This is a genomic window from Methylobacterium aquaticum, from assembly GCF_016804325.1.
GTDB classification, from domain to species: domain Bacteria; phylum Pseudomonadota; class Alphaproteobacteria; order Rhizobiales; family Beijerinckiaceae; genus Methylobacterium; species Methylobacterium aquaticum_C.
Genome location: NZ_CP043627.1, coordinates 4,552,221 through 4,571,839, shown reverse-complemented (window position 1 = coordinate 4,571,839; position 19,619 = coordinate 4,552,221). Strand labels below are relative to the sequence as shown.

Genomic DNA, 19,619 nt, shown 5'->3' with positions numbered 1-19,619 from the left:
CTCCCCATCAAACACCCTGACGTATCACCGCGTCACCACCACCGTCGTCCCGACCTGGACGCGGCCGTAGAGATCGGCCACGTCCTGGTTGTACATCCGGATGCAGCCATAGGACGCGAAGGTGCCGATCGAGCCCGGCCGGTTGGTGCCGTGGATCGCGTATTCGCCCCGGTCGAGGGTGAGCGCCGCCACGCCCATCGGGTTGCTCGGCGAGCCGCCGGCGATCACCTCCGGCAGGCGCGGATTGTCCCGCTTCACCTCGTCCGGCGGCGACCAGGCCGGCCGGAGATATTTGCCGTCGATGCGGGCATAGCCGGTCCATTGCTTGCCGGCCTTGCCGACCGCCACCGGATAGCGGATCGCCGTCCCGTCGCCGTTGACGAAGTACAGCCGCCGCTCGGCGGTGCGCACCACCACCGTGCCGGCTTCCGCCGCCGCGTCGAAGGCGACCAGTTCCCGCGCCGCGGCCGGACCGGCCGCCATCGTTGCCGCGACGATCGCCGCCGCGGTCCATCCACTCTGCTTGTGCATCCCTGCGGTCCTCGAGCGTGACCTTTTGAGCAGAGCGATAATCCGCCGGGAAACCTGTCGTTCCGGTTGGCAAAGATGCTTGCCGGGGGATGAAGAGCGGGGGGATGCCCGGGAGCGTCAAGGAGTGGTTACCGGCGGCCCCGTATCGCGTCGCCGACCCACCGCGCCGGGACACGCCATCGACGGTTGCCCGCTCGTCGCTCGCGCATCCGTCAATTGACAGACGCAGCCGGCCGCCGCGAAGCTGTCAGCGCTAAAAGGTGCGAACCAACGGCCCACCGGCGGCACCCCACGCGGCCGCTCCTCCCCCACGGCGCCGCCCGAGCGCCGGCCCAACCCGAACGGAAGCGCCCATGATACGCCTGAACGTGAACGGCTCCGTGCGCGAGGTCGAGGCCGAGCCCGACACGCCGCTGCTCTGGGTGATCCGCGAGCAGGTCGGCCTCACCGGCACCAAGTACGGCTGCGGCATCGCCCAGTGCGGCGCCTGCACGGTCCATATCGACGGGCAGGCGGTGCGCTCCTGCTCGATGCCGGTGTCGAGCATCGAGCCGAACCAGAGGATCGTCACGATCGAGGGCCTGAGCCCCGACCGTTCCCACCCGGTGCAGAAGGCCTGGGCGGCGCTCGACGTGCCGCAATGCGGCTTCTGCCAATCCGGCATGATCATGGCCGCCGCCGCCCTGCTGGCGCAGAAGCCCAAGCCCAGCGAGGCCGAGATCCGCCAGGAGATCACCAACATCTGCCGCTGCGGCACCTACAACCGGGTGCTCGCCGGCATCACCCTCGCCGCCGAGGGCGGCGAGACCGGCCGCGGTTGAGGGGACACGCCATGACCGACACCGTCTCCCCCATCCTGTCGCGCCGTTTCTTCCTCGCCGGCTCCGCCGCCGCGGCGGGCGGCCTGGCGCTGGGCTTCGATCTGCCTGTCGCGCAGGCCGCCCCCGGCGCGACCGCGCCCGAGGTCAATGCCTGGGTGGTGGTGCGCCCGGACGAGACCGTGGTGATCCGCATCGCCCGCTCCGAGATGGGCCAGGGCACGCTCACCGGCCTCGCCCAGCTCGTCGCCGAGGAACTGGGCTGCGACTGGAACAGGGTCACGACCGAGTATCCGACCCCGGGCCAGAACCTCGCCCGGGGCCGTGCCTGGGGCGATTTCTCCACCGGCGGCAGCCGCGGCATCCGCGAATCCTACGTCGCGGTGCGCCAGGGCGGGCCGCCGCCCGCACGATGCTGGTCGCGGCGGCAGCGGCAGAGTGGAACGTGCCGCCCGGCGAGTGCCGGGTCGAGCGGGGCACGATCAGCCATCCGGCGTCCGGCCGCTCCACCACCTTCGGCAAGGTCGCCGCTGCTGCCGGCCGGATGGAGGTGCCGAAGGACGTGGTGCTGAAGGATCCGAAGGACTGGATCATCGCCGGCCAGCCGGTGAAGCGCCTCGACACGGTGGAGAAGACCGACGGCTCGCAGGTCTACGGCATCGACCTGAAGCTCCCCGGCCTGCTCAATGCCGCGATCCGCGATTGCCCGGTGGTCGGCGGCACGGTGAAGAGCGTCGATGCCGCGGCCGTCGAAAAGATGCCCGGCGTGCGCAAGGTGGTGCGGGTCGGCGACAGCGCCGTGGCGGTGGTGGCCGACACGTTCTGGCGCGCCAAGACGGCCGTGGACGCGCTCACGATCGTCTGGGACGAGGGGCCGAACGCGAGCGTGTCGAGCGAGACCATCGCCGCGATGCTGAAGGAGGGCCTGGACGCGCCCGAGGCCTTCATCGGCAACAAGGCGGGCGACGCCGCAGGCGCGCTCAAGGGCGCCGCCAAGGTGGTCGAGGCGACCTACGCCTATCCGTTCCAGAACCATGCCACGATGGAGCCGATGAACGCCACGGCGCGCTGGACGCCGGAACGCTGCGAGGTCTGGACGCCGACCCAGAACGGCGAGGCGGCGCTCGCCGCGACGGCCGAGGCCGCCGGGCTGTCGCCGCGGCAATGCGACGTGCACAAGATCCATCTCGGCGGCGGCTTCGGCCGGCGCGGCGCCACCCACGACTGGGTGCGCCAGGCGGTGCTGATCGCGAAGGAACTCCCCGGCACCCCGGTCAAGCTGATCTGGACCCGCGAGGAGGACATGACCCATGGCCGCTACCATCCGGTCACGCAGTGCCGGATGCGGGCGGCGCTGGACGAATCCGGCAACCTGACCGGCCTGCACATGCGGATCTCCGGCCAGTCGATCCTGGCCGGCATCCTCCCGGGACGGCTGGGGGCGGACGGCAAGGATCCGGTGGTGTTCCAGGGCCTCAATCCCGGCGGGGCGGAAGCGGCGATCGGCTACACGATCCCGAACCTCCTCATCGACCATGCGATGCGCAACCCGCCGATCATCCCGGGCTTCTGGCGCGGGGTGAACACCAACCCGAACGCGATCTACCTCGAATGCTTCCTCGACGAGGTGGCGCATGCGGCGGGCCAGGATCCCCTCGCCTTCCGGCGCAAGCTGATGGAGAAGCACCCCAAGCACCTCGCCGTGCTGAACGCGGTGGCCGAGCGGATCGGCTGGGACTCGAAGCCCCCGTCCGGCATGCATCGGGGTCTCGCCCAGATCATGGGGTTCGGCAGCTACGTGGCGGCCGCCGCAGAGGTGTCGGTCGGCGAGGACGGCCGGATCAAGGTCCACCGCATCGTCGCCGCCACCGATCCGGGCATCGCGATCAACCCGCAGCAGATCGAGGCGCAGGTCGCCGGCTCCTTCGTCTACGGGCTGTCGGCGGCCCTCTACGGCGAATGCACGGTGAAGGACGGACGGATCGAGCAGACCAACTTCGACACCTACCCGGTCCTGCGCCTCGACGAGATGCCGAAGGTCGAGGCGATCCTGATGCCGTCGGGCGGCTTCATCGGCGGCGTCGGCGAGCCGACGATCGCCGTGGCGGCGCCCGCCGTCCTCAACGCGGTCTTCGCCGCCACGGGCAAGCGGGTGCGCCAGATCCCGGCGAGCCGCACGGACCTGAAGCGCGCGTGAGGTCCGCTCTGCTGCTGCTCCTCCTCGCGGGCCCGGCGGCGGCCTCGCCGCCGGGCGCCTCGTCCTGCTCCGGCTGCCACGGGGCGCCGGGGGGCGCGGTGCCGAGCCTCGCCGGCCGCTCGGCCGCGGACATCGCGGCCTCGCTCGCCGCCTTCCGGTCGGGATCACGGCCGGCCACGGTGATGAACCGCATCGCCAAGGGGTTCTCGGACGAGGAGAGCCGGGCGATCGCCGCCTGGATCGCGGGGGCGGCCCATGACGGGACTCGATCGGCGGGCGGTCCTGGCGGGGCTCGCCGCCAGCCTCTCTCGCCCCGCTTTGGCGCAAGCCGCGCGCGGGCGCGTCGTCGTGGTCGGCGGCGGCTTCGGCGGCGCCACCGCCGCGCGGGTCCTGCACCGGGCGGGCCTCAGCCTCACCCTGGTCGAGCCGGCGGAGACGTACTTCGCCTGCCCGTTCAGCAACGAGGTGATCGCGGGCCTGCGCCCGCTCTCGGCGCAGGCCTTCGGCTATGACGGCCTGCGGGCGAGCGGCGTCACGGTGGTGAGGAGCAGCGCCGAAGCGATCGACGGCGCCGCGCGGCAGGTGCGCCTCGCCGACGGGTCCACCCTCGATTACGACCGGCTGATCCTCTCGCCCGGGATCGCGCTCCGCTTCGACGCCCTGCCGGGCTACGACGCGGCCGCCGCCGAGAGGATGCCCCATGCCTGGAAAGCCGGGGCGCAGACCGAGCTGCTGACCCGCCAGCTCGCCGCGATGCCGGAGGGCGGGACGGTGGTGCTGTCGGTGCCGGCCAATCCCTATCGCTGCCCGCCCGGCCCCTACGAGCGGGCGAGCCTGATCGCCCACTTCCTCAAGACCCGCAAGCCCCGCGCCAAGCTGATCGTGCTCGACGCCAAGGATACCTTTTCCAAGCAGAAGCTGTTTCAGCAGGCCTGGGCGGCGCTCTATCCGGGCATCCTGGATTACGTGCCGCTCGCCTCCGGCGGCCAGGTCACGTCGGTCGATGCCAAGACGATGACCGTCGCCACCGACTTCGAGACCTACCAGGCCGACGTCGCCTGCATCATCCCGCCCCAGCGGGCGGCACCGATCGCCGCTGCGGCCGGCGTCGCCGACCGGTCGGGCTGGTGCCCGATCGATCCGGTCACCTTCGAATCGCGCCTGGTGCCGGACATCCACGTGATCGGCGACGCGGCCATCGCGGGCGCGATGCCGAAATCCGCCTTCGCGGCCAACGCGCAAGCCAAGGTCTGCGCCGAGGCCGTGATCGACCTCCTGGCCGGGCGGGTGCCCGAGCCGCCGAAGCTCGTCAACACCTGCTACAGCCTGGTCGCGCCGGGCTACGGCATCTCGGTCGCCGGGGTGTACCACCCGGACAAGGGCGTGCTCGCCGATGTCGAGGGCGCCGGCGGCACCAGCCCGGTCGATGCGCCCGAATCTGTCCGCCGGCAGGAGGCGGCCTATGCCGAGGACTGGTATCGCACCATCACCCAGGCGGTGTTCGGGTGAGGCGGGCGGCCATGCTCGTCGCCCTCACCCAGACCGCGCTCGCGCCAGTCGCGATCGTCGGCGACGCAATCCCGTTGCCCCTCGACGGCCGGACCGGCGATGCGGCCCGGGGACGGTCCATCGCCACCGACACCCGCAAGGGCCTGTGCCCGCTCTGCCATACCGGCCTCGGCGGCGCAGGCCCGGCCGGCGATCTCGGGCCCGACCTCTCGGAGGTGGGCGCGCGGCTCTCCGAGGGGCAGTTGCGGCTGCGCCTCGTCGATGGACGCGTCTTGAACCCCGCGACCCTGATGCCCTCCTATTACCGGACCGGGGGCATCCGGGTCGCCGGCGCCTGGCGCGACCGGCCGGTTCTGGAGGCGGGCGAGATCGAGGACGTGATCGCCTATCTCGTCACGCTGAAGGGGGCCTCGAGGACGCCATGACGGCTTTCCACCGCCGCACGATCCTCGCCGGGGGCGCCGGCCTGCTCACGATCGCGCTGGTGCGGCCGGGGCGGGCGGCGATCCTCCGCCCGACCCGCGAGGCGACCGTGGAGGCGATCCGCCGCTTCACCGGCGGCGCTCCGGTCCAGGGCGGCCGGATCCACCTCGACATGCCGCCGCTGGTCGAGAACGGCAACACCGTGCCGCTGTCCATCACCGTCGAGAGCCCGATGAGCGCGGCGGATTTCGTCCGCCGCATCGCGGTGTTCAACGACAAGAACCCGCAGCCCCACGTGGTGACCCTGCATCTCGGCCCCCGGGCCGGCCGCGCCGCGGTCAACACCCGGATCCGCCTCGCCGATTCCCAGACCATCACCGCCATCGCCGAGATGCGGGACGGCACCTTCTGGTCCGCGACCGCCGACGCGATCGTGACGCTCGCGGCCTGCGTGGAAGGATCGTGACGATGGCCCGCGCCCTCATCAACCTGCCCAAGACCGCCAAGGCCGGCGCGGTGATCGAGATCAAGACCCTGATCTCGCACCCGATGGAGACCGGCTACCGCCCCGGCCCCGACGGCCGCCTGATCCCGCGCAACATCATCACGGAGTTCGTCTGCACGTATGACGGCGAGGAGGTGTTTCGCGCCGAGTTGTCGTCGGCGAGCGCCGCCAACCCGTACCTCACCTTCACCACCGTGGCGACGAAGACCGGCACCCTGCGCTTCGCCTGGACGGGGGATAACGGGTTCTCGCAGGTCGAGGAGGTGGGGCTTACGGTGACGTGAGGGATGTCGGGGGCTTGCGGGTCTTCATTGGATGTCGACGATCCCAAGAGCCTGTTTGAGCAATAATTTATAAAAACGATTAGCGTGAGGCAGGATCATTCCATCCTCTGACCTCATCCTGAGGTGTCAGCCGATTGAAAATCGGCTGACCTCGAAGGAGGGCTCCAGGGATCGCAGAGGCTTCTGGAATCCTCCTTCGAGGTCAGTCCATCTCCGATGGACCGACACCTCAGGATGAGGTGGAAGGATAGGATATTCCATGGTTCCTTGTGATTTTTTGTCAAAATAAACATGGTATATATTAGACAATAATACAAAATTTTTGATCATGCTTTGAAGACTTCGATTGGCATCATGAGGCGCCCACCTACAGAAAGCTCTGCGGGTCGACATCGATCCCGACCCTCAGATTCCCCCGCACCTTCGGCCCCCGGGCGAGCCAATCGCGCAGATAGCTCTGAAGGTCGATCTCGCGTTCGGTCTTGACCAGGAGGCGGAAGCGGTAGCGGCCGCGCACCAGGGCGAGCGGCGCTTCCGCCGGGCCGAGCACCATCACGCCGGGCGGCGGCTCGGCGACGCGGGCCAGCGCCCGGCCATGGGCCTCCGCCGCCTCCCGGTCGGTGCAGGAGATGACCAGAGCCGCCAGGCGCCCGAAGGGTGGCAGGCCGGCGACCTCGCGCGCCGCCGTCTCCTCGGCATAGAAGCGCTCGGCATCGCCCGAGATGAGCGCCGAGAGCACCGGATGCTCGGGCTGGTAGCTCTGGACCAGCGCCCGGCCCGGCTTCTCGCCGCGCCCGGCCCGGCCCGTGACCTGCTGGAGCAGCTGGAAGGTGCGCTCGGCGGCGCGGGGATCGCCGGAGGTCAGCCCGATATCGGCATCGAGCACGCCGACGAGGGTCAGGTGCGGGAAGTTGTGGCCCTTGGCGACGAGTTGGGTGCCCACCACGATGTCGCAGCCGCCCTCGGCCACGGTCTGGAGTTCGGCCCGCAGCCGCTCGGCGCCGCCGGGAAAGTCGCTCGACAGCACGATCACCCGCTTGTCCGGGAAGGTGGCCGAGACCTCCTCGGCGATGCGCTCGACGCCCGGACCGCAGGCGGTCAGGTTGTCGAAGGTGCCGCATTCGGTGCAGGCCTCCGGGCGCCGCTCGGCGTGCCCGCAATGGTGGCAGACCAGCGCCCGGCGGAAGCGGTGCTCGACGAGCCAGGTCGAGCAGTTCGGGCATTGGTAGCGGTGGCCGCAGGCCCGGCACAGGGTGAGAGGGGCATAGCCGCGGCGGTTGAGGAAGAGCAGCGCCTGCTCGCCCCGCGCGTTGGTCTCGGCGATGGCCGAGACGAGGCTCGGCGACAGGTAGCGCCCGCGCGGCACCTTCTCGGATCGCATGTCGATGGCGCGGATCTCGGGGAGGCGCCGTCCGCCGAAGCGCTCCGGCATCACCACCCGGCGGTAGCGGCCGCGCTCGGCATTGACCCGGGTCTCGATCGCGGGCGTCGCCGAGGCCAGGACCACGGCGGCGTTCTCAAGCTTGCCGCGCACCACCGCCATGTCGCGGGCGTGGTAGCAGACGCCGTCATCCTGCTTGTAGGCGCCTTCGTGCTCCTCATCGACCACGATCAGGCCGAGCTGGCGGAACGGCAGGAACAGGGCCGAGCGGGCGCCCACCACCACCTGCACCTCGCCCGACGCCACGCCGGCGCGGATCTTCTCGCGACGGCGCCCGCCGATTCCGGAATGCCAGGCGGCGGGCCTGACCCCGAAGCGCTGGGCAAAGCGGTCGAGGAACTGCGCCGTGAGCGCGATCTCGGGCATCAGCACGAGGGATTGCACGCCCCGGCGCAGCGCCTCCGCCACCACCTCGAAATAGACCTCGGTTTTTCCTGAGCCGGTCACGCCTTCGAGGAGCGTCACGCCGCCCTCCCCCGCCGCAGCCCCATCGGCAGGCGGCGCGGTCAGGGTGGCGATGAGCGCGCGGGCCGCCTCGGCCTGGGGTTCGGAGAGGGGATCGTGCGGATGCTCGGGATCGGGCGGCTCGGCGACCCGCTCGGGCGCCAGCGCCACGGTCTCGAGCACGCCGTCGTCGATCAGCCCGTCGATCACGCCGGCGCTGACCCCGGCCTCGAGGGCGAGCGCCCGCTTGCCCCGCACCGCCTTGTCGGCCGCCACCGCCACCACCTTGCCCCGCGCCGGGGTCATCCGGCTCGGCGGCATCCCGGTCGCCCGCACGCCGACCTTGGCGGTCTCGGTGCGGCTCTCCTCCGGCAGGCGGAGCGCCATGGCGAGGGCCGAGCCCTTCGGCGCCAGGGTGTAGCGGGCGATCCACTCGACGAGGCGGCGCAAAGCCGGGCTCAGGGGCTCGACGCCGAGCCGGCCGGTGACCCGCCGCAGGTTCGAGCCGGCGCCGTCGCGAAGACTCCAGACCACGCCGACGATCTCGCGGGGCCCGAGCGGCACCTGCACCACGTCGCCTTCCGCCAACGTCAGTTCGGGCGGCACGGCGTAGCTGTAGGCCTGGTCGAGGGCGAGCGGGATCAGGACGTCGGCGATCGGGGCGGTCATCGGGCTGTGCTGTCGGGCGGCATCATCCGCTCATATAGGAACGGTCACGCCGTCTCGCCGCTGGACTCCTCCTCGTCCTCGCCGATCCGCCGCCGCACGCCCCACTCGGCGAGAACCGCGTTGAGGTCGTCGAGGACGAAGTGGCGGGCACTGTCCTGGTCGTAGCCCTCCTCCAGGAGGGAATCGTACTCGGTGAAGACGTGGCGGGCATACGACACCATGCCGAGCCAGGCGGCGGTCTCGGGTGCGGCGCCGCGCAGGCCCGTGCTCGCCAGCGCCCGGTCGACGATCGCCTCCGCCTCGAAATCCGGCGCCCTCGGGGCGAGGCGGGCGAGCGCCGCCTCCACCGCCTCGCGGCGGGTGGGGAGCGCGGGATCGGGGCGTCGGGTCATCGGCGTCCTTCGCGGGCGGGAGGACGACCCTGCCGGAGCAGGGCGATCCTGTCACCCCCGGGCTGGACGGCGCGAACAGGAGACGAGGCCGAGGCGCGCCAGCCACCGCCCCGGATGCGCCGATCGGCGCCGGTGTCCCCGTCGGCGAAACAATGCATAAGGACGAGAGACTGCTCCTTTTCCGCCGTCCCGCGACCCGAGCGGGCGGCGCCCGGGACCCCGCCATGCGCCTCCTCCTCGCCAGCACCCTTCTCGCCGCGCCTCTCCTGGCCTTGGCCGCCGGCACCGCCGGGGCTCAGACCGAGACTCCCGCCCCGCTCGGCGCCGCGCCCGCCACCGCGCCGGAGGCGGCGCCCGTCGCCGGACGGCGCCAGCCGCGCCGGATCGACGCCGCCGCGCCAGGGGCAGCCAAGCCGGTCGCCGCCAAGCCCGATACGGGGGAGGCCCTCCGCAAGGCCCAGGCCGCGACCGCGGCCCGCGACAAGGCCTGGGACGTGCGGATGAAGCGCACCCTCGGGTCGATCTGCCACGGCTGCTGAGCCCGGCCGGGCATCCGATGCGGGAGGCGCGGCGATGATCCGCTTCGAGGGCGTGGGCAAGACCTATCCGGGCCAAGCCAGACCCGCGCTCGACGCCTTCGACCTGACGGTCGAGGCCGGCACGACCTGCGCGCTGATCGGCCCATCGGGCTGCGGCAAGTCGACGGCCCTGCAGATGGTGAACCGCCTGGTCGCGCCGAGCACGGGCCGGGTGTCGCTCGAGGGGCGCGACGTCGCCGGGCTCGATCCGATCGCCTTGCGCCGCCGCATCGGCTACGTGCTCCAGGGCGTCGGGCTGTTTCCGCATCGCACGGTCGCCCAGAACGTCGCGACCGTGCCGGGTCTCCTCGGCTGGGACCGGGCGCGGATCCGGGAACGGGTCGACGCGATGCTCGACCTCGTCGGCCTCGACCCCGGCGAGGTCCGCGACCGGCGGCCGGACGCGCTCTCGGGCGGTCAGCGCCAGCGCGTCGGCGTCGCCCGGGCGCTCGCCGCCGACCCGCCGGTGCTGCTGATGGACGAGCCGTTCGGCGCCGTCGACCCGGTGGCCCGCACGCGCCTCCAGGACGAGGTCCGGGGAATTCTGAGGACGCTGAAGAAGACCGTGCTGATGGTCACCCACGACATCGACGAGGCGGTGCGGATGGGCGACACGGTCGCGCTGATGCGCGAGGGGCGCCTCGTCCAGGTCGCAGCCCCCGCGACCCTGCTCGCCGCCCCGGCCGATGCCTTCGCGGCGGAGTTCGTCGGCGGCGACCGGCTGCTGCGCCGCCTCGCCCTGCTGCCCGCCCGCGACCATGCCGAGCGCGAGGCCGCCGGCGACGCACCGCGCCTGCCTGGGGATGCGTCGCTCAAGGACGCGCTGGCCCTGATGCTGGGAAGCGGGCGGGAGCGGGTCGGGCTCGGCGAGGGCTCGGTGACGCTGTCGGGCCTGCGCGCCGCCGCGGAAGCCGATCCTTCGGGATAATACCAACGGTCGTTGGAAACGACCTTTGGTTCCGTTCTCGAATTTTCGTCAAGCCTCTGGCTTGGCATAGAAAATTCGAGATGACTCAATGGCCCGATGCGTCAGCATCTTGGGCCATTGGTATAACACCGTCTTGAGGTCGCGAGCGGGCCCGGTTCGGACCCGCCCGGCGGATGAACGGAAGAGCATCCGGGAGAGGCCCGGCTTTCCCGTGCCCTCCCCTCGCGCTCACCGGCCCGACATCCGGACAAAGCGCCGGACGCCCCGACCGCGAGCCTATTTCCGGTTGGAGATCAGCCGATCGACGTTGTGATTGGCTTCCTTGGTCTCCTTGTGCTGCTGCTTGATCTGGCTCTCGGTGTATTTCTGAGACATCTCGTCCCGCTTGCCCTGCGGGATGGTGTTCCCGGCGGCGAGCACCGGCGTCACGGTCAGCAGGCAGGCCGCGCACAGAGCGGCGGAGATCACGGACTTGGACATGGCCTCTTCCTCTGGGTGAGAGACCGTTCAACTCGCAGCAATTCCGACAGGTTCCGCAGCCCACACTCCGTTTTCGCTGCGGCGCATCGATCGAACGGCAGGGTGAGAAAGACACTAACACTCTGTATAATTGTGCATCGCGCCATAATGACGAAGATGACTTATTCGTAATCTTTCACGCCCGGCATCGTCTCGCGGAACGATGCCGGGCGGGAGCGCCCTCTCCTACTCCGCCGGTGCCGGCCTCCGGGCCGCCTCGTGCCCCGGCGGTTCGTCCACGGCGCCGACGAAGCGCCCGAACAGGCGGCCGGTCAGGCGGGACAGGTCGTCCATCAACAGGAAGATCGCCGGCACGAAGACGAGGGAGAGCAGGGTCGAGACGATCAGGCCCGAGATCACCGCGATCGCCATCGGCGAGCGGAACTCGCCGCCGATGCCGAAGGCCATCGCGCTCGGCACCATGCCGGCCGCCATGGCGATGGTCGTCATCACGATCGGCCGGGCGCGCTTGGCGCCGGCCTGGGTGATCGCCGTGACCCGGTCGACGCCGCGGGCCATCTCCTCGACGGCGAAATCGACCAGCATGATGGCGTTCTTGGTCACCACGCCCATCAGCATCAGGATGCCGATCACCACCGGCATCGAGATCGGCCGGTTGAAGATCAGGAGGCCGAGAATCGCCCCGCCGATCGAGAGCGGCAGCGAGAACAGGATGGTGAGCGGCTGGAAGAACGAGCCGAACAGCAGGATCAGCACGCCGAGCACCATCATCAGGCCGGCGCCCATCGCCATCGCGAAGCCCTCGAACACCTCGCCCATCACCTCGGCGTCGCCGGTCTGGCGGAGCGTGATGCCGGGCGGCAGGTTGCGGGCGGTGGGGGTGTTCATCGCGAGCTTGATCTGCTCGCCGAGCGCGTCCGAGCCCTGCATGTTGGCCTCGAGCGCCACGCGCACCGCCCGGTCGTAGCGATCGATGGCGGTGGGCCCGCGGCCGAGGCTGATATCGGCTACCGCCGACAGGGGCACCGAGGCCCCGTTCTTCGCCGGCACCTTCAGGCTCTCGAGCGCCGGGAGGTCGCCGCGCAGGGTCGTCGGCAACTGCACCCGGATCGGGATCTGCCGGTCGGTGGCGTTGAACTTGGCGAGGTTCGGGCCGATGTCGCCGATCGTGCCGACGCGCACCGTCTCGGCGATGGTGTCGGTCGAGACGCCGAGATCGGCGGCCACGCCGGGTTTGGGGCGAATGCGGACCTCGGTCCGGTCGAGGGGCGCGGTCGACATCACGTTGACGAGGTTCGGCAGCGCCGCGACCTCGCGCTGCATCCGCTCCGCCACCTCGGTCACCTGGGCGGTGTCGCCGCCGGCGACGATGAGCGTGAAGTCGCGCTGGCCGCCCTCGCGCAAGGACCAGTAGCGCACGTCCGCCTCGTCGCGCATCAGGTCCATGATCGCCGCTTCCACGTCGGCCTGCTTGCGGGCGCGGGCATTCTTCGGCGTCAGGTTGATGGTGAAGGTGGCGAGCCGCACCTCCTTCTTGCCCGGCAGCTGGCGGCCGCCATCGACGAAGACCGAGCGGACCTCCGGCAGGGTGCGGATGCGCTGGGCGATCCGGTCGGTGACGGCGATCGTGTCGTCGAGCCGGGCGCCTGGGGGCAGCTCGACCACCATCAGGGTGCGGGCGGCGTCCTCCTTCGGCAGGAAGCCGGCGGGCAGGAGGCTGGTGGAGAGGATGGAGGCGGCAAACAGCGCGAGGCCGACCACCAGGGTCACGTATTTGTGCCGCACCGACCACACCACGACGCGGTTGTAGACCCGCATCACCGGGCCGTCCCGCTCCTCGTGGTGGCCGTGGTCGCGCAGGAAATAGGCCGCCATCATCGGGGTGATGAGCCGGGCCACCAGCAGCGACATGAACACGGCCGCCGCGATGGTGAGGCCGAACTGCTTGAAATACTGTCCGGCGATGCCGCCCATGAAGGAGACGGGGGCGAAGATCGCGATCAGGGTGGCGGTGATGGCGATGACGGCGAGCCCGATCTCGTCGGCGCCCTCGATCGCCGCGCGGTAGGGCGACTTGCCGAGCCGCATGTGGCGGACGATGTTCTCGATCTCCACGATCGCGTCGTCGACCAGGATGCCGGTGACCAGCGTGATGGCAAGCAGGCTGACCGCGTTGAGCGAGAAGCCCATCGCGCTCATCGCCCAGAAGGTCGGGAAGACCGAGAGCGGCAGGGCCACCGCGGCGATCAGCGTCGCGCGCCAGTCGCGCAGGAACAGGAACACCACCAGCACCGCCAGGCCTGCGCCCTCCATCAGGCTGTGCATGGCGGATTCGTAGTTGCCGATGGTGTTGGTGACCGAGGAATCGATCCGGTCGAAGCGGACGTCGGGATAGGTCCTGGCGAATTCCTCCATCTTCTTGGCCACCACCTCGCCGACCGAGGCGTCGCTGGCGCCGCTCGCCCGCGAGATCGCGAAGGCGACGACCGGCTCGCCGTTGAGGCGCGCGAAGGTGCGCGGCTCCTCGGCCCCGTCGCTCAAGGTGGCGAGGTCGTCGAGGCGGACCTTGCGCCCGCCCGGCAGCACGATCGAGGTCGCCGCCAGGGTGTCGAGGCTCGAGGAGGCGGCGAGCGTCCGGATCGACTGCTCCTGGCCGCCGACCTCGGCCCGGCCGCCGGCCATGTCGGCCGACGTCAGGCGCAACTGCCGGTTCACGTCGGCCGCGGTGATGCCGAGCGCCAGCAACCGGTCGGGTTTCAGGGTCACCCGGACCTCGCGGGCGACGCCCCCCAGGCGCTCGACGCCGCCGACGCCGCGCAGGCCCTGGATCTGGCGCGCCACCACGTCGTCGACGAACCAGGACAGGTCCTCGGGCGTCATCGCGGGGGCCGAGGCGCCGTAGACCATGATCGGCAGGCCGGCGATCTCGACCCGGGAGATGATCGGCTCGTCGATCGTCCGGGGCAGGTTCATCCGGATCTTGGCGATCGCGTCCTTGACGTCGTTGACGGCGCGATCGGTGTTCACCTCCAGCCGGAACTCGATGCTGGTGGCCGAGGTGCCCTCGGTGATCGCCGAGGTGATGTGCTTGACGCCCTTCACCCCCGCCACCGCGTCCTCGACCCACTTGGTGACCTGGGTCTGCAACTCGCTCGGCGCGGCGCCGGCCTGGGTCACCGTCACCGAGACGATCGGGATGTCGATGTTGGGGAAGCGGGTGATCGGCAGGCTGCGGAAGCTCACGAGGCCGAGCAGCCCGAGCACCAGGAAGAGCACGATGGAGGGGATCGGCTTGCGGATCGCCCAGGCGGAAACGTTCAGGCGCATCGCGCGGACCCGTTCAGGAGAAAAATGGCGGAGGCGTCGGGGACGCCGAGAATCGGGGTGGGGGCGTCAGGGACGCCCCGCCTCGGCGGTCGCCGGCAGGGCCGGATAGATCGGCCGCACCCGGTCGCCGTCGCGCAGGAAGCTGCCGGCCCGGGCCACCACGGCCTGTCCGGCCTTGACCCCGTCGCGGATCTCGATGAAGCCGCCGGCCGAGAGGCCGGTGCGGATCGGGCGCTGGTCCACCCGCTCGCCGGAGACCACCAGGACGGTCGGGCCCGAGGCGCCGTAGACTACCGAGGCGAGCGGCACCGCGACGCCGGTGCGCCGCGCCGCCTCGACCGCGCCGCGGGCGAAGGCCCCGATGCGCAGGCGCGGATCGGCGTCGAGCTTGATGCGGACCTTGCCGAGGCGCGTCGCCCGGTCGACCTCCGGATAGACCACGCGGACCCGGCCCAGGACCGCGACCGGCCCGTCCGTGGTGTCGAGGTCGAGGCTCGCCGGGGCCCCGGCGCGCAGGCGCGCGAGGCCGGTCTCCGGCACCTCGCCTTCCAGCTCGATCTCGCCGCGGGCGATCAGCCGGAACAGCGGCTCGGCGGAGGCGCTCGCCGTGGCGCCGACCCGGGCGGTACGGCGGCTGACGATGCCGCCCTCCGGCGCCCGGATCTCGGTGCGGGCGAGCTTCAGGTCGAGTTCGCTGCGCTGCGCCTTCGCCTGGGCGAGGTCGGCCTGGGCGATGGCGAGCCCATTGCGGGCGGCCGACAGCCGGCCCTCCGCGCCCTTGGCGGCGGATTCGCGCTGCTCCAGCACCGCCGCGGTGGCGTTGCCGGTCTTCGCCAGCGACTGCGCGCGCTCCAGCGACAGGCTCGCCTCGACCTGCGCGGCCTCGGCCTGCACGATGGAGCTGCGCGCCTGGGCGACCGCGCCCTCCGCCCGGGCGATGGCGGCGGCGTTCTGGGCGAGCTGGGTGTCGATCATCTCGCGCGAGAGCCGCGCCAGGACCGCACCCTTGGCGACCCGGTCGCCCTCCTCCGCCAGCAGCTCGGTGACGCGGCTGCCCTCGATCTCCGGCGAGACCAGGATCTCGTCGCGCGGCACCAGGGTGCCGGTGACGACGGCGCGCTCGACGATCTCGCGCTCGGTGGCCACCGCCACGGTGACGGCGGGCGCGGGCGCGGCGGTGACGACGGGGCCGGCGGAAGGCATGGTCTCGGCGGCGCCAGCGGGCGCGACGGCCAGGGCGACCAGGAGGGCGGCCGGAACGCCGGCGAGGCGACGGGGGCGGATCATCGGGCGGGTTCCGGATGGGGCGGCGCCGGCGAGGCGGTGCCGGTCGGGTCGAAGCGGCCGTCGAGCGCCGCGCCGATCAGGGTCAGCATGGCGTCGATGACGGGGCCGGGGGCGAAATCGGGCGAGAGGGCGCGGCGGACCATGATCCCGTCGGCCATCACCATGGCGAGGCGGGCCAGCGCCTCCGGGTTGGCGCCGGGGGGCGACGGTTCGAGGCACTCTCGGTCGCGGCGCTCTTGCGCCCGGCGGTACAGGCCGGAGAGGCGCGCGGAGATCTCGTGCTCGAAGTCCCGGCAGATCGCCGCCATGGCCGGGTTGCGGGTCGCCTCGGCCCACATCTCCAGGCACAGCACCGCCTTCTCGGCCGGGGCCTCCGCCAAGTGACGCCGCGCCAGGCCCGCGAAGGCCTGCATCAGGTCGGGGGCGGCCTCGATGCCACCGAAATCCTCGGCCACCGCGGCGCGGTCGCGCTCGGCGAGGCCGGCCACGATCGCATCCTTCGACGGGAAGTAGCGGTAGAGGTTGCCGGGGCTCATGCCGGCTTCCGCCGCCACGTCGTTCATCGTGGCGCGATGGAAGCCGTCACGGACGAAGCAGGCCTCCGCCGCATCGAGGATGCGGGTGCGGCGTTCCTCGGCCGAATCGAGGCGGGCGGGACCCGCCGGAGCGGAATGGGTCTGGGACGGCACGCGGGAGGCCCTGAGAATGAACGTTCATTCTCTACACCCGATTCGGGTGTTCCTGCAACGTTCGATCCCGTGCAACCTCCGCCGGTCGGCGCGCGTTGAGGGTCACGATCTTCGTCTTCAGCAGGAGGACAGTGTTCATGGCCATCTTCCAGGTCAGGCAGACCGCGACCGGCGCCATTCTCTGGACCGGCGGCGCCGCGAACGAGCAGCAGGCCCTCGACGCGATGGCCCGCGAGGCGGGCTACGCCGATTTCTCGGCGATCCCGGAATCGTTGCGCGGGGCGGGCACCAAGGTGGATCGGCTGAATCTCGGCTGAGCCAACATCCAGAAGCGATCGACGACGGCTGGCCGGGGTTCGCACCCCGGCTTTTTCGTGGGCCACGTCCGCGGGCCAGGATCTGACCGATTGTAAATCTTCTATCGCTTTATGGTTAATAAATCGTCAGGCCGCAGCGAGGGGTCGATGCTCGCCGGCCCGGCGCAAGGCTCGGATTGCCGATCACAAGCTGGAGGAGTACCGACCAGGTCGCGAGATCTCGATATCCCGACGGCCGGGCCGTGGGACCGGCTCACGATTCTGATGACGGGCGACCGGAGATTTTTCTCACCAAGACGTTCGACGGATACATTCCCCGTACTCGTTCACCTCGTCCCGGGGCGTGGACGATGCGAGCCTCGTCGGGGAGATCCTGTGACCACGGACGCTGCCGGAGCCATCCTTCGAAGTCGGTCGATCTGCGATCGCCACACCTCAGGATGGTGCAGGAGGGCATGATCGATCATGCTCGTTTTCAGGTGTCGGCGGATCGGCCCGTTCGAACCGGCCGCTCAAGCGCCCAATCCACCGCCGCCTCGGCATGGAGCGTCGTCGTATCGAAGAGCGGCACGGCGCTATCCTCCGGCCGCACCAGCAGCATGATCTCGGTGCAGCCGAGGATGACGGCTTGCGCGCCCCGCGCGACCAGCCGGGCGATGACCGCCCGGTAGGCCTCGCGCGAGGCCGGCAGCGCCCGGCCCTGGACCAGTTCCTCGTAGATCACCCGGTGCACCTCGGCCCGATCGTCGGCCTCGGGCACCAGCACGTCGAGGCCGTAGCGCGTGGCCAGCCGGCCCTTGTAGAAGTCCTGCTCCATGGTGAAGGCGGTGCCGAGCAGGCCCACCCGGGACAGGCCCGCGGCGCGGATCCGTTCCGCCGTCGGGTCGGCGATGTGCAACAGGGGCAAGCCGATCGCCGCCTGCACCTCGTCGGCCATGCGGTGCATGGTGTTGGTGCAGATCACCACGACATCGGCCCCACCCCGCTCCAGCCGCCGGGCGGCATCGATCAGCGCAGCCGTCGCCTCGTCCCAGCGGCCGGCCTGCTGCAAGGCTTCGATCTCGCCGAAATCGAACGACCACATGAGGCAGCGCGCCGAGCGTAGCCCCCCGAGGCGGGCGCGCACGGTCTCGTTGATGAGGCGATAGTATTCGGCCGAACTTTCCCAGCTCATCCCGCCGATCAGGCCGATGACCTTCTGCTGCATCGTGAGGCCCCTTTCCAATCGGCAATGCATGCCGCGTGCCTGCCGCCGGTCGCGCGGCGGCAGGCACGCGCCGTCCTACCGGGCGAGAGCCGCCAGGATCCGCGCCCAGGAGCGCGTGCCCTTGTGGAAGCTCTGGAGGTCGTACTTCTCGTTCGGGGAATGGACCCGGTCGTCGTCGAGGCCGAAGCCGACCAGCAGCGTGTCGAGGCCGAGCGTGCGCTTGAAGTCGCCGACGATCGGGATCGAGCCGCCCGAGCCGATCGTCACCGGGGCCCGGCCCCATTCCTCGGCGAGCGCCCCCTTGGCGGCCTCCAACGCCGGCATGCCGTGGGGCAGGGCCAGCGCCCGCGAGCCCTTGTGGGTGACGATGTCGACCGAGCAATCGGCCGGGATGCGCTCCTGGACGAAGGCGCGGAAGTTGCGGTCGAGCGCCTCCGGGTCCTGGTCGCCGACGAGACGGAACGAGATCTTGGCGCTGGCCTTCGCGGCGATCACCGTCTTGGTGCCCTCACCCGTGTAGCCGCCGATGATCCCGTTGGCATCGCAGGTCGGACGGGACTGGATCTGCTCGATCAGCATCCGGTCGCGCTCGCCCGCCGGCCGATTCAGGCCGACGGTGCCGAGGAAGCTCTCGGGCGTCAGGTTCAGGCCCCGCCACTGCTCCAGCACCGCCTCGGGCGTCTCGTGGACGCCGTCGTAGAACCCCGGCACGGTCACCCGGCCCTGGTCGTCGTGCAGGTCGGCGATGATGCGCGAGAGCACCCGGATCGGGTTGGCGGCCGCCCCCCGAACAGGCCCGAATGCAGGTCCCGGTCGGCGCACGTCACGGTGACCTCGAAATAGGCCAGCCCCCGCAGCGACGAGGTGATGGCCGGGGTGTCGCGGTCCCACATGCCGGTGTCGCAGACCAGCGCCACGTCGGCCTTCAGCGCGTCGCGGTTCGCCGCGACCCATTCGGGCAGAAACTCCGAGCCGTTCTCCTCCGCCCCCTCGATCAGCAGGGTGACGCCGACCGGCAGCTCGCCGTCGATCGCCTTGAAGGCGCGGCAGGCCTCGACGAAGGTCATCACCTGGCCCTTGTCGTCGCAGGCGCCCCGGGCGCTGATGGCCTTGCGACCGTCCGGCAGCGTCGCCATGCGCGGCTCGAAGGGCGGGGTCTCCCACTCCTCCAGGGGATCGACCGGCTGCACGTCGTAATGGCCGTAGAACAGCACGTGCGGGGCACCGGGCTTGGCGTAATGGGCAAGCACCACCGGGTGGCCGCCGGTCTCGCGCAAGGACGCCTCGAAGCCCATGGCGGCGAGATCGCCTTCGAGCCATTCGGCCGCCTTCCGGCACGCCGCGGCATAGGCCGGATCGGTCGAGATCGATGGGATGCGCAGGAAGGCGAACAGCCGCTCCAGGGAATTGTCGAGGTCGCGGTCGATATCGTCGAGGATCCGGTCAAGCGCGGCCATGCGGTGTCTCCGGTCTGCATGAGGGCCCCCGGGGGCCCGATCGTCACGGCGTCATCACTAGCCCAGCCGGCCGGCAGCCAGAAGCCGCAAGGCGCGGCTCCCGGCGCATGGGCCAGGCCACGCTCATGCGCGGTCC

Annotated in this window: 16 protein-coding genes and 3 pseudogenes; 10 read left to right on the top strand and 9 right to left on the bottom strand. The window is 71.0% G+C overall.

Annotation, left to right across the window (positions count from 1 at the left end; genetic code table 11):
* Positions 1–24: 24 nt before the first annotated feature.
* Entirely contained in the window at positions 25–531 is a 507-nt protein-coding gene (locus F1D61_RS20845) for a L,D-transpeptidase (RefSeq protein ID WP_203153775.1), read from the bottom strand.
* Positions 532–884: 353 nt separating this feature from the next.
* Here F1D61_RS20845 and F1D61_RS20840 point away from each other — a divergent pair, with 353 nt between their 5' ends.
* The 7 genes and pseudogenes from F1D61_RS20840 to soxZ all read left to right on the top strand — a co-directional run bounded on the left by F1D61_RS20840 (position 885) and on the right by soxZ (position 6,267).
* Entirely contained in the window at positions 885–1,352 is a 468-nt protein-coding gene (locus tag F1D61_RS20840) for a (2Fe-2S)-binding protein (protein WP_203153773.1), read from the top strand.
* A gap of 11 nt (positions 1,353–1,363) precedes the next feature.
* Positions 1,364–3,546 (top strand): annotated as a pseudogene (locus tag F1D61_RS20835) (molybdopterin cofactor-binding domain-containing protein).
* Positions 3,543–3,776 (top strand): annotated as a pseudogene (locus tag F1D61_RS20830) (c-type cytochrome); the annotation flags it as partial. The pseudogenes F1D61_RS20835 and F1D61_RS20830, both read left to right, overlap by 4 nt.
* 25 nt (positions 3,777–3,801) lie before the next feature.
* Positions 3,802–5,055, top strand: coding sequence for an NAD(P)/FAD-dependent oxidoreductase (locus tag F1D61_RS20825; RefSeq protein ID WP_203153771.1), 1,254 nt, complete (start codon positions 3,802–3,804; stop codon positions 5,053–5,055).
* A gap of 11 nt (positions 5,056–5,066) precedes the next feature.
* Positions 5,067–5,480: a sulfur oxidation c-type cytochrome SoxX gene (gene soxX, locus F1D61_RS20820; RefSeq protein ID WP_203153769.1), complete on the top strand. Its 414-nt coding sequence runs from the start codon at positions 5,067–5,069 to the stop codon at positions 5,478–5,480.
* On the top strand, positions 5,477–5,944 hold the full coding sequence (locus tag F1D61_RS20815; protein ID WP_203153767.1) for a SoxY-related AACIE arm protein: 468 nt from the start codon (positions 5,477–5,479) through the stop codon (positions 5,942–5,944). Before soxX ends, F1D61_RS20815 begins: the two co-directional genes overlap by 4 nt.
* Positions 5,945–5,946: 2 nt before the next feature.
* A complete protein-coding gene (soxZ, locus tag F1D61_RS20810) occupies positions 5,947–6,267 on the top strand; it encodes a thiosulfate oxidation carrier complex protein SoxZ (RefSeq protein ID WP_203153764.1) in 321 nt (106 codons plus the stop codon).
* Positions 6,268–6,634: 367 nt separating this feature from the next.
* Here soxZ and F1D61_RS20805 read toward each other — a convergent pair whose 3' ends face one another.
* Positions 6,635–8,821 (bottom strand): primosomal protein N', encoded by a 2,187-nt coding sequence (locus tag F1D61_RS20805; protein WP_203153763.1) that lies wholly within the window; start codon positions 8,819–8,821, stop codon positions 6,635–6,637.
* Positions 8,822–8,865: 44 nt separating this feature from the next.
* Complete coding sequence (locus tag F1D61_RS20800; RefSeq protein WP_203153760.1) at positions 8,866–9,213, bottom strand: DUF2293 domain-containing protein; 348 nt, start codon at positions 9,211–9,213, stop codon at positions 8,866–8,868.
* A gap of 224 nt (positions 9,214–9,437) precedes the next feature.
* Here F1D61_RS20800 and F1D61_RS20795 point away from each other — a divergent pair, with 224 nt between their 5' ends.
* The gene (locus F1D61_RS20795) at positions 9,438–9,752 is read left to right on the top strand and encodes a hypothetical protein (protein WP_203159384.1); all 315 of its coding nucleotides are present in this window, start codon (positions 9,438–9,440) and stop codon (positions 9,750–9,752) included.
* Between the two features lie 34 nt (positions 9,753–9,786).
* Positions 9,787–10,719, top strand: a complete 933-nt coding sequence (locus F1D61_RS20790; protein WP_203153758.1) for an ABC transporter ATP-binding protein — start codon at positions 9,787–9,789, stop codon at positions 10,717–10,719.
* Between the two features lie 276 nt (positions 10,720–10,995).
* Here the strand turns inward: F1D61_RS20790 and F1D61_RS20785 are convergent, their stop codons facing one another.
* From F1D61_RS20785 to F1D61_RS20770, 4 genes are all read right to left on the bottom strand, one after another.
* Positions 10,996–11,199 (bottom strand): hypothetical protein, encoded by a 204-nt coding sequence (locus tag F1D61_RS20785; RefSeq protein ID WP_203153756.1) that lies wholly within the window; start codon positions 11,197–11,199, stop codon positions 10,996–10,998.
* Between the two features lie 225 nt (positions 11,200–11,424).
* Complete coding sequence (locus F1D61_RS20780; RefSeq protein ID WP_203153754.1) at positions 11,425–14,526, bottom strand: efflux RND transporter permease subunit; 3,102 nt, start codon at positions 14,524–14,526, stop codon at positions 11,425–11,427.
* Positions 14,527–14,592: 66 nt separating this feature from the next.
* A complete protein-coding gene (locus F1D61_RS20775) occupies positions 14,593–15,813 on the bottom strand; it encodes an efflux RND transporter periplasmic adaptor subunit (RefSeq protein WP_203153752.1) in 1,221 nt (406 codons plus the stop codon).
* Positions 15,810–16,502 (bottom strand): TetR/AcrR family transcriptional regulator, encoded by a 693-nt coding sequence (locus tag F1D61_RS20770; protein WP_203153750.1) that lies wholly within the window; start codon positions 16,500–16,502, stop codon positions 15,810–15,812. The genes F1D61_RS20775 and F1D61_RS20770 overlap by 4 nt, the downstream gene beginning before the upstream one ends.
* A gap of 137 nt (positions 16,503–16,639) precedes the next feature.
* On the opposite strand from F1D61_RS20770, the gene F1D61_RS20765 reads away from it, so the two are divergent.
* A complete protein-coding gene (locus tag F1D61_RS20765; RefSeq protein ID WP_203153748.1) occupies positions 16,640–16,819 on the top strand; it encodes a hypothetical protein in 180 nt (59 codons plus the stop codon).
* A 475-nt stretch (positions 16,820–17,294) separates the two neighbouring features.
* Here F1D61_RS20765 and F1D61_RS20760 read toward each other — a convergent pair whose 3' ends face one another.
* Positions 17,295–18,026, bottom strand: coding sequence for an aspartate/glutamate racemase family protein (locus tag F1D61_RS20760; RefSeq protein ID WP_203153746.1), 732 nt, complete (start codon positions 18,024–18,026; stop codon positions 17,295–17,297).
* 75 nt (positions 18,027–18,101) lie between these two features.
* A pseudogene (locus F1D61_RS20755) lies at positions 18,102–19,483 on the bottom strand (M20/M25/M40 family metallo-hydrolase).
* Positions 19,484–19,619: the final 136 nt, after the last annotated feature.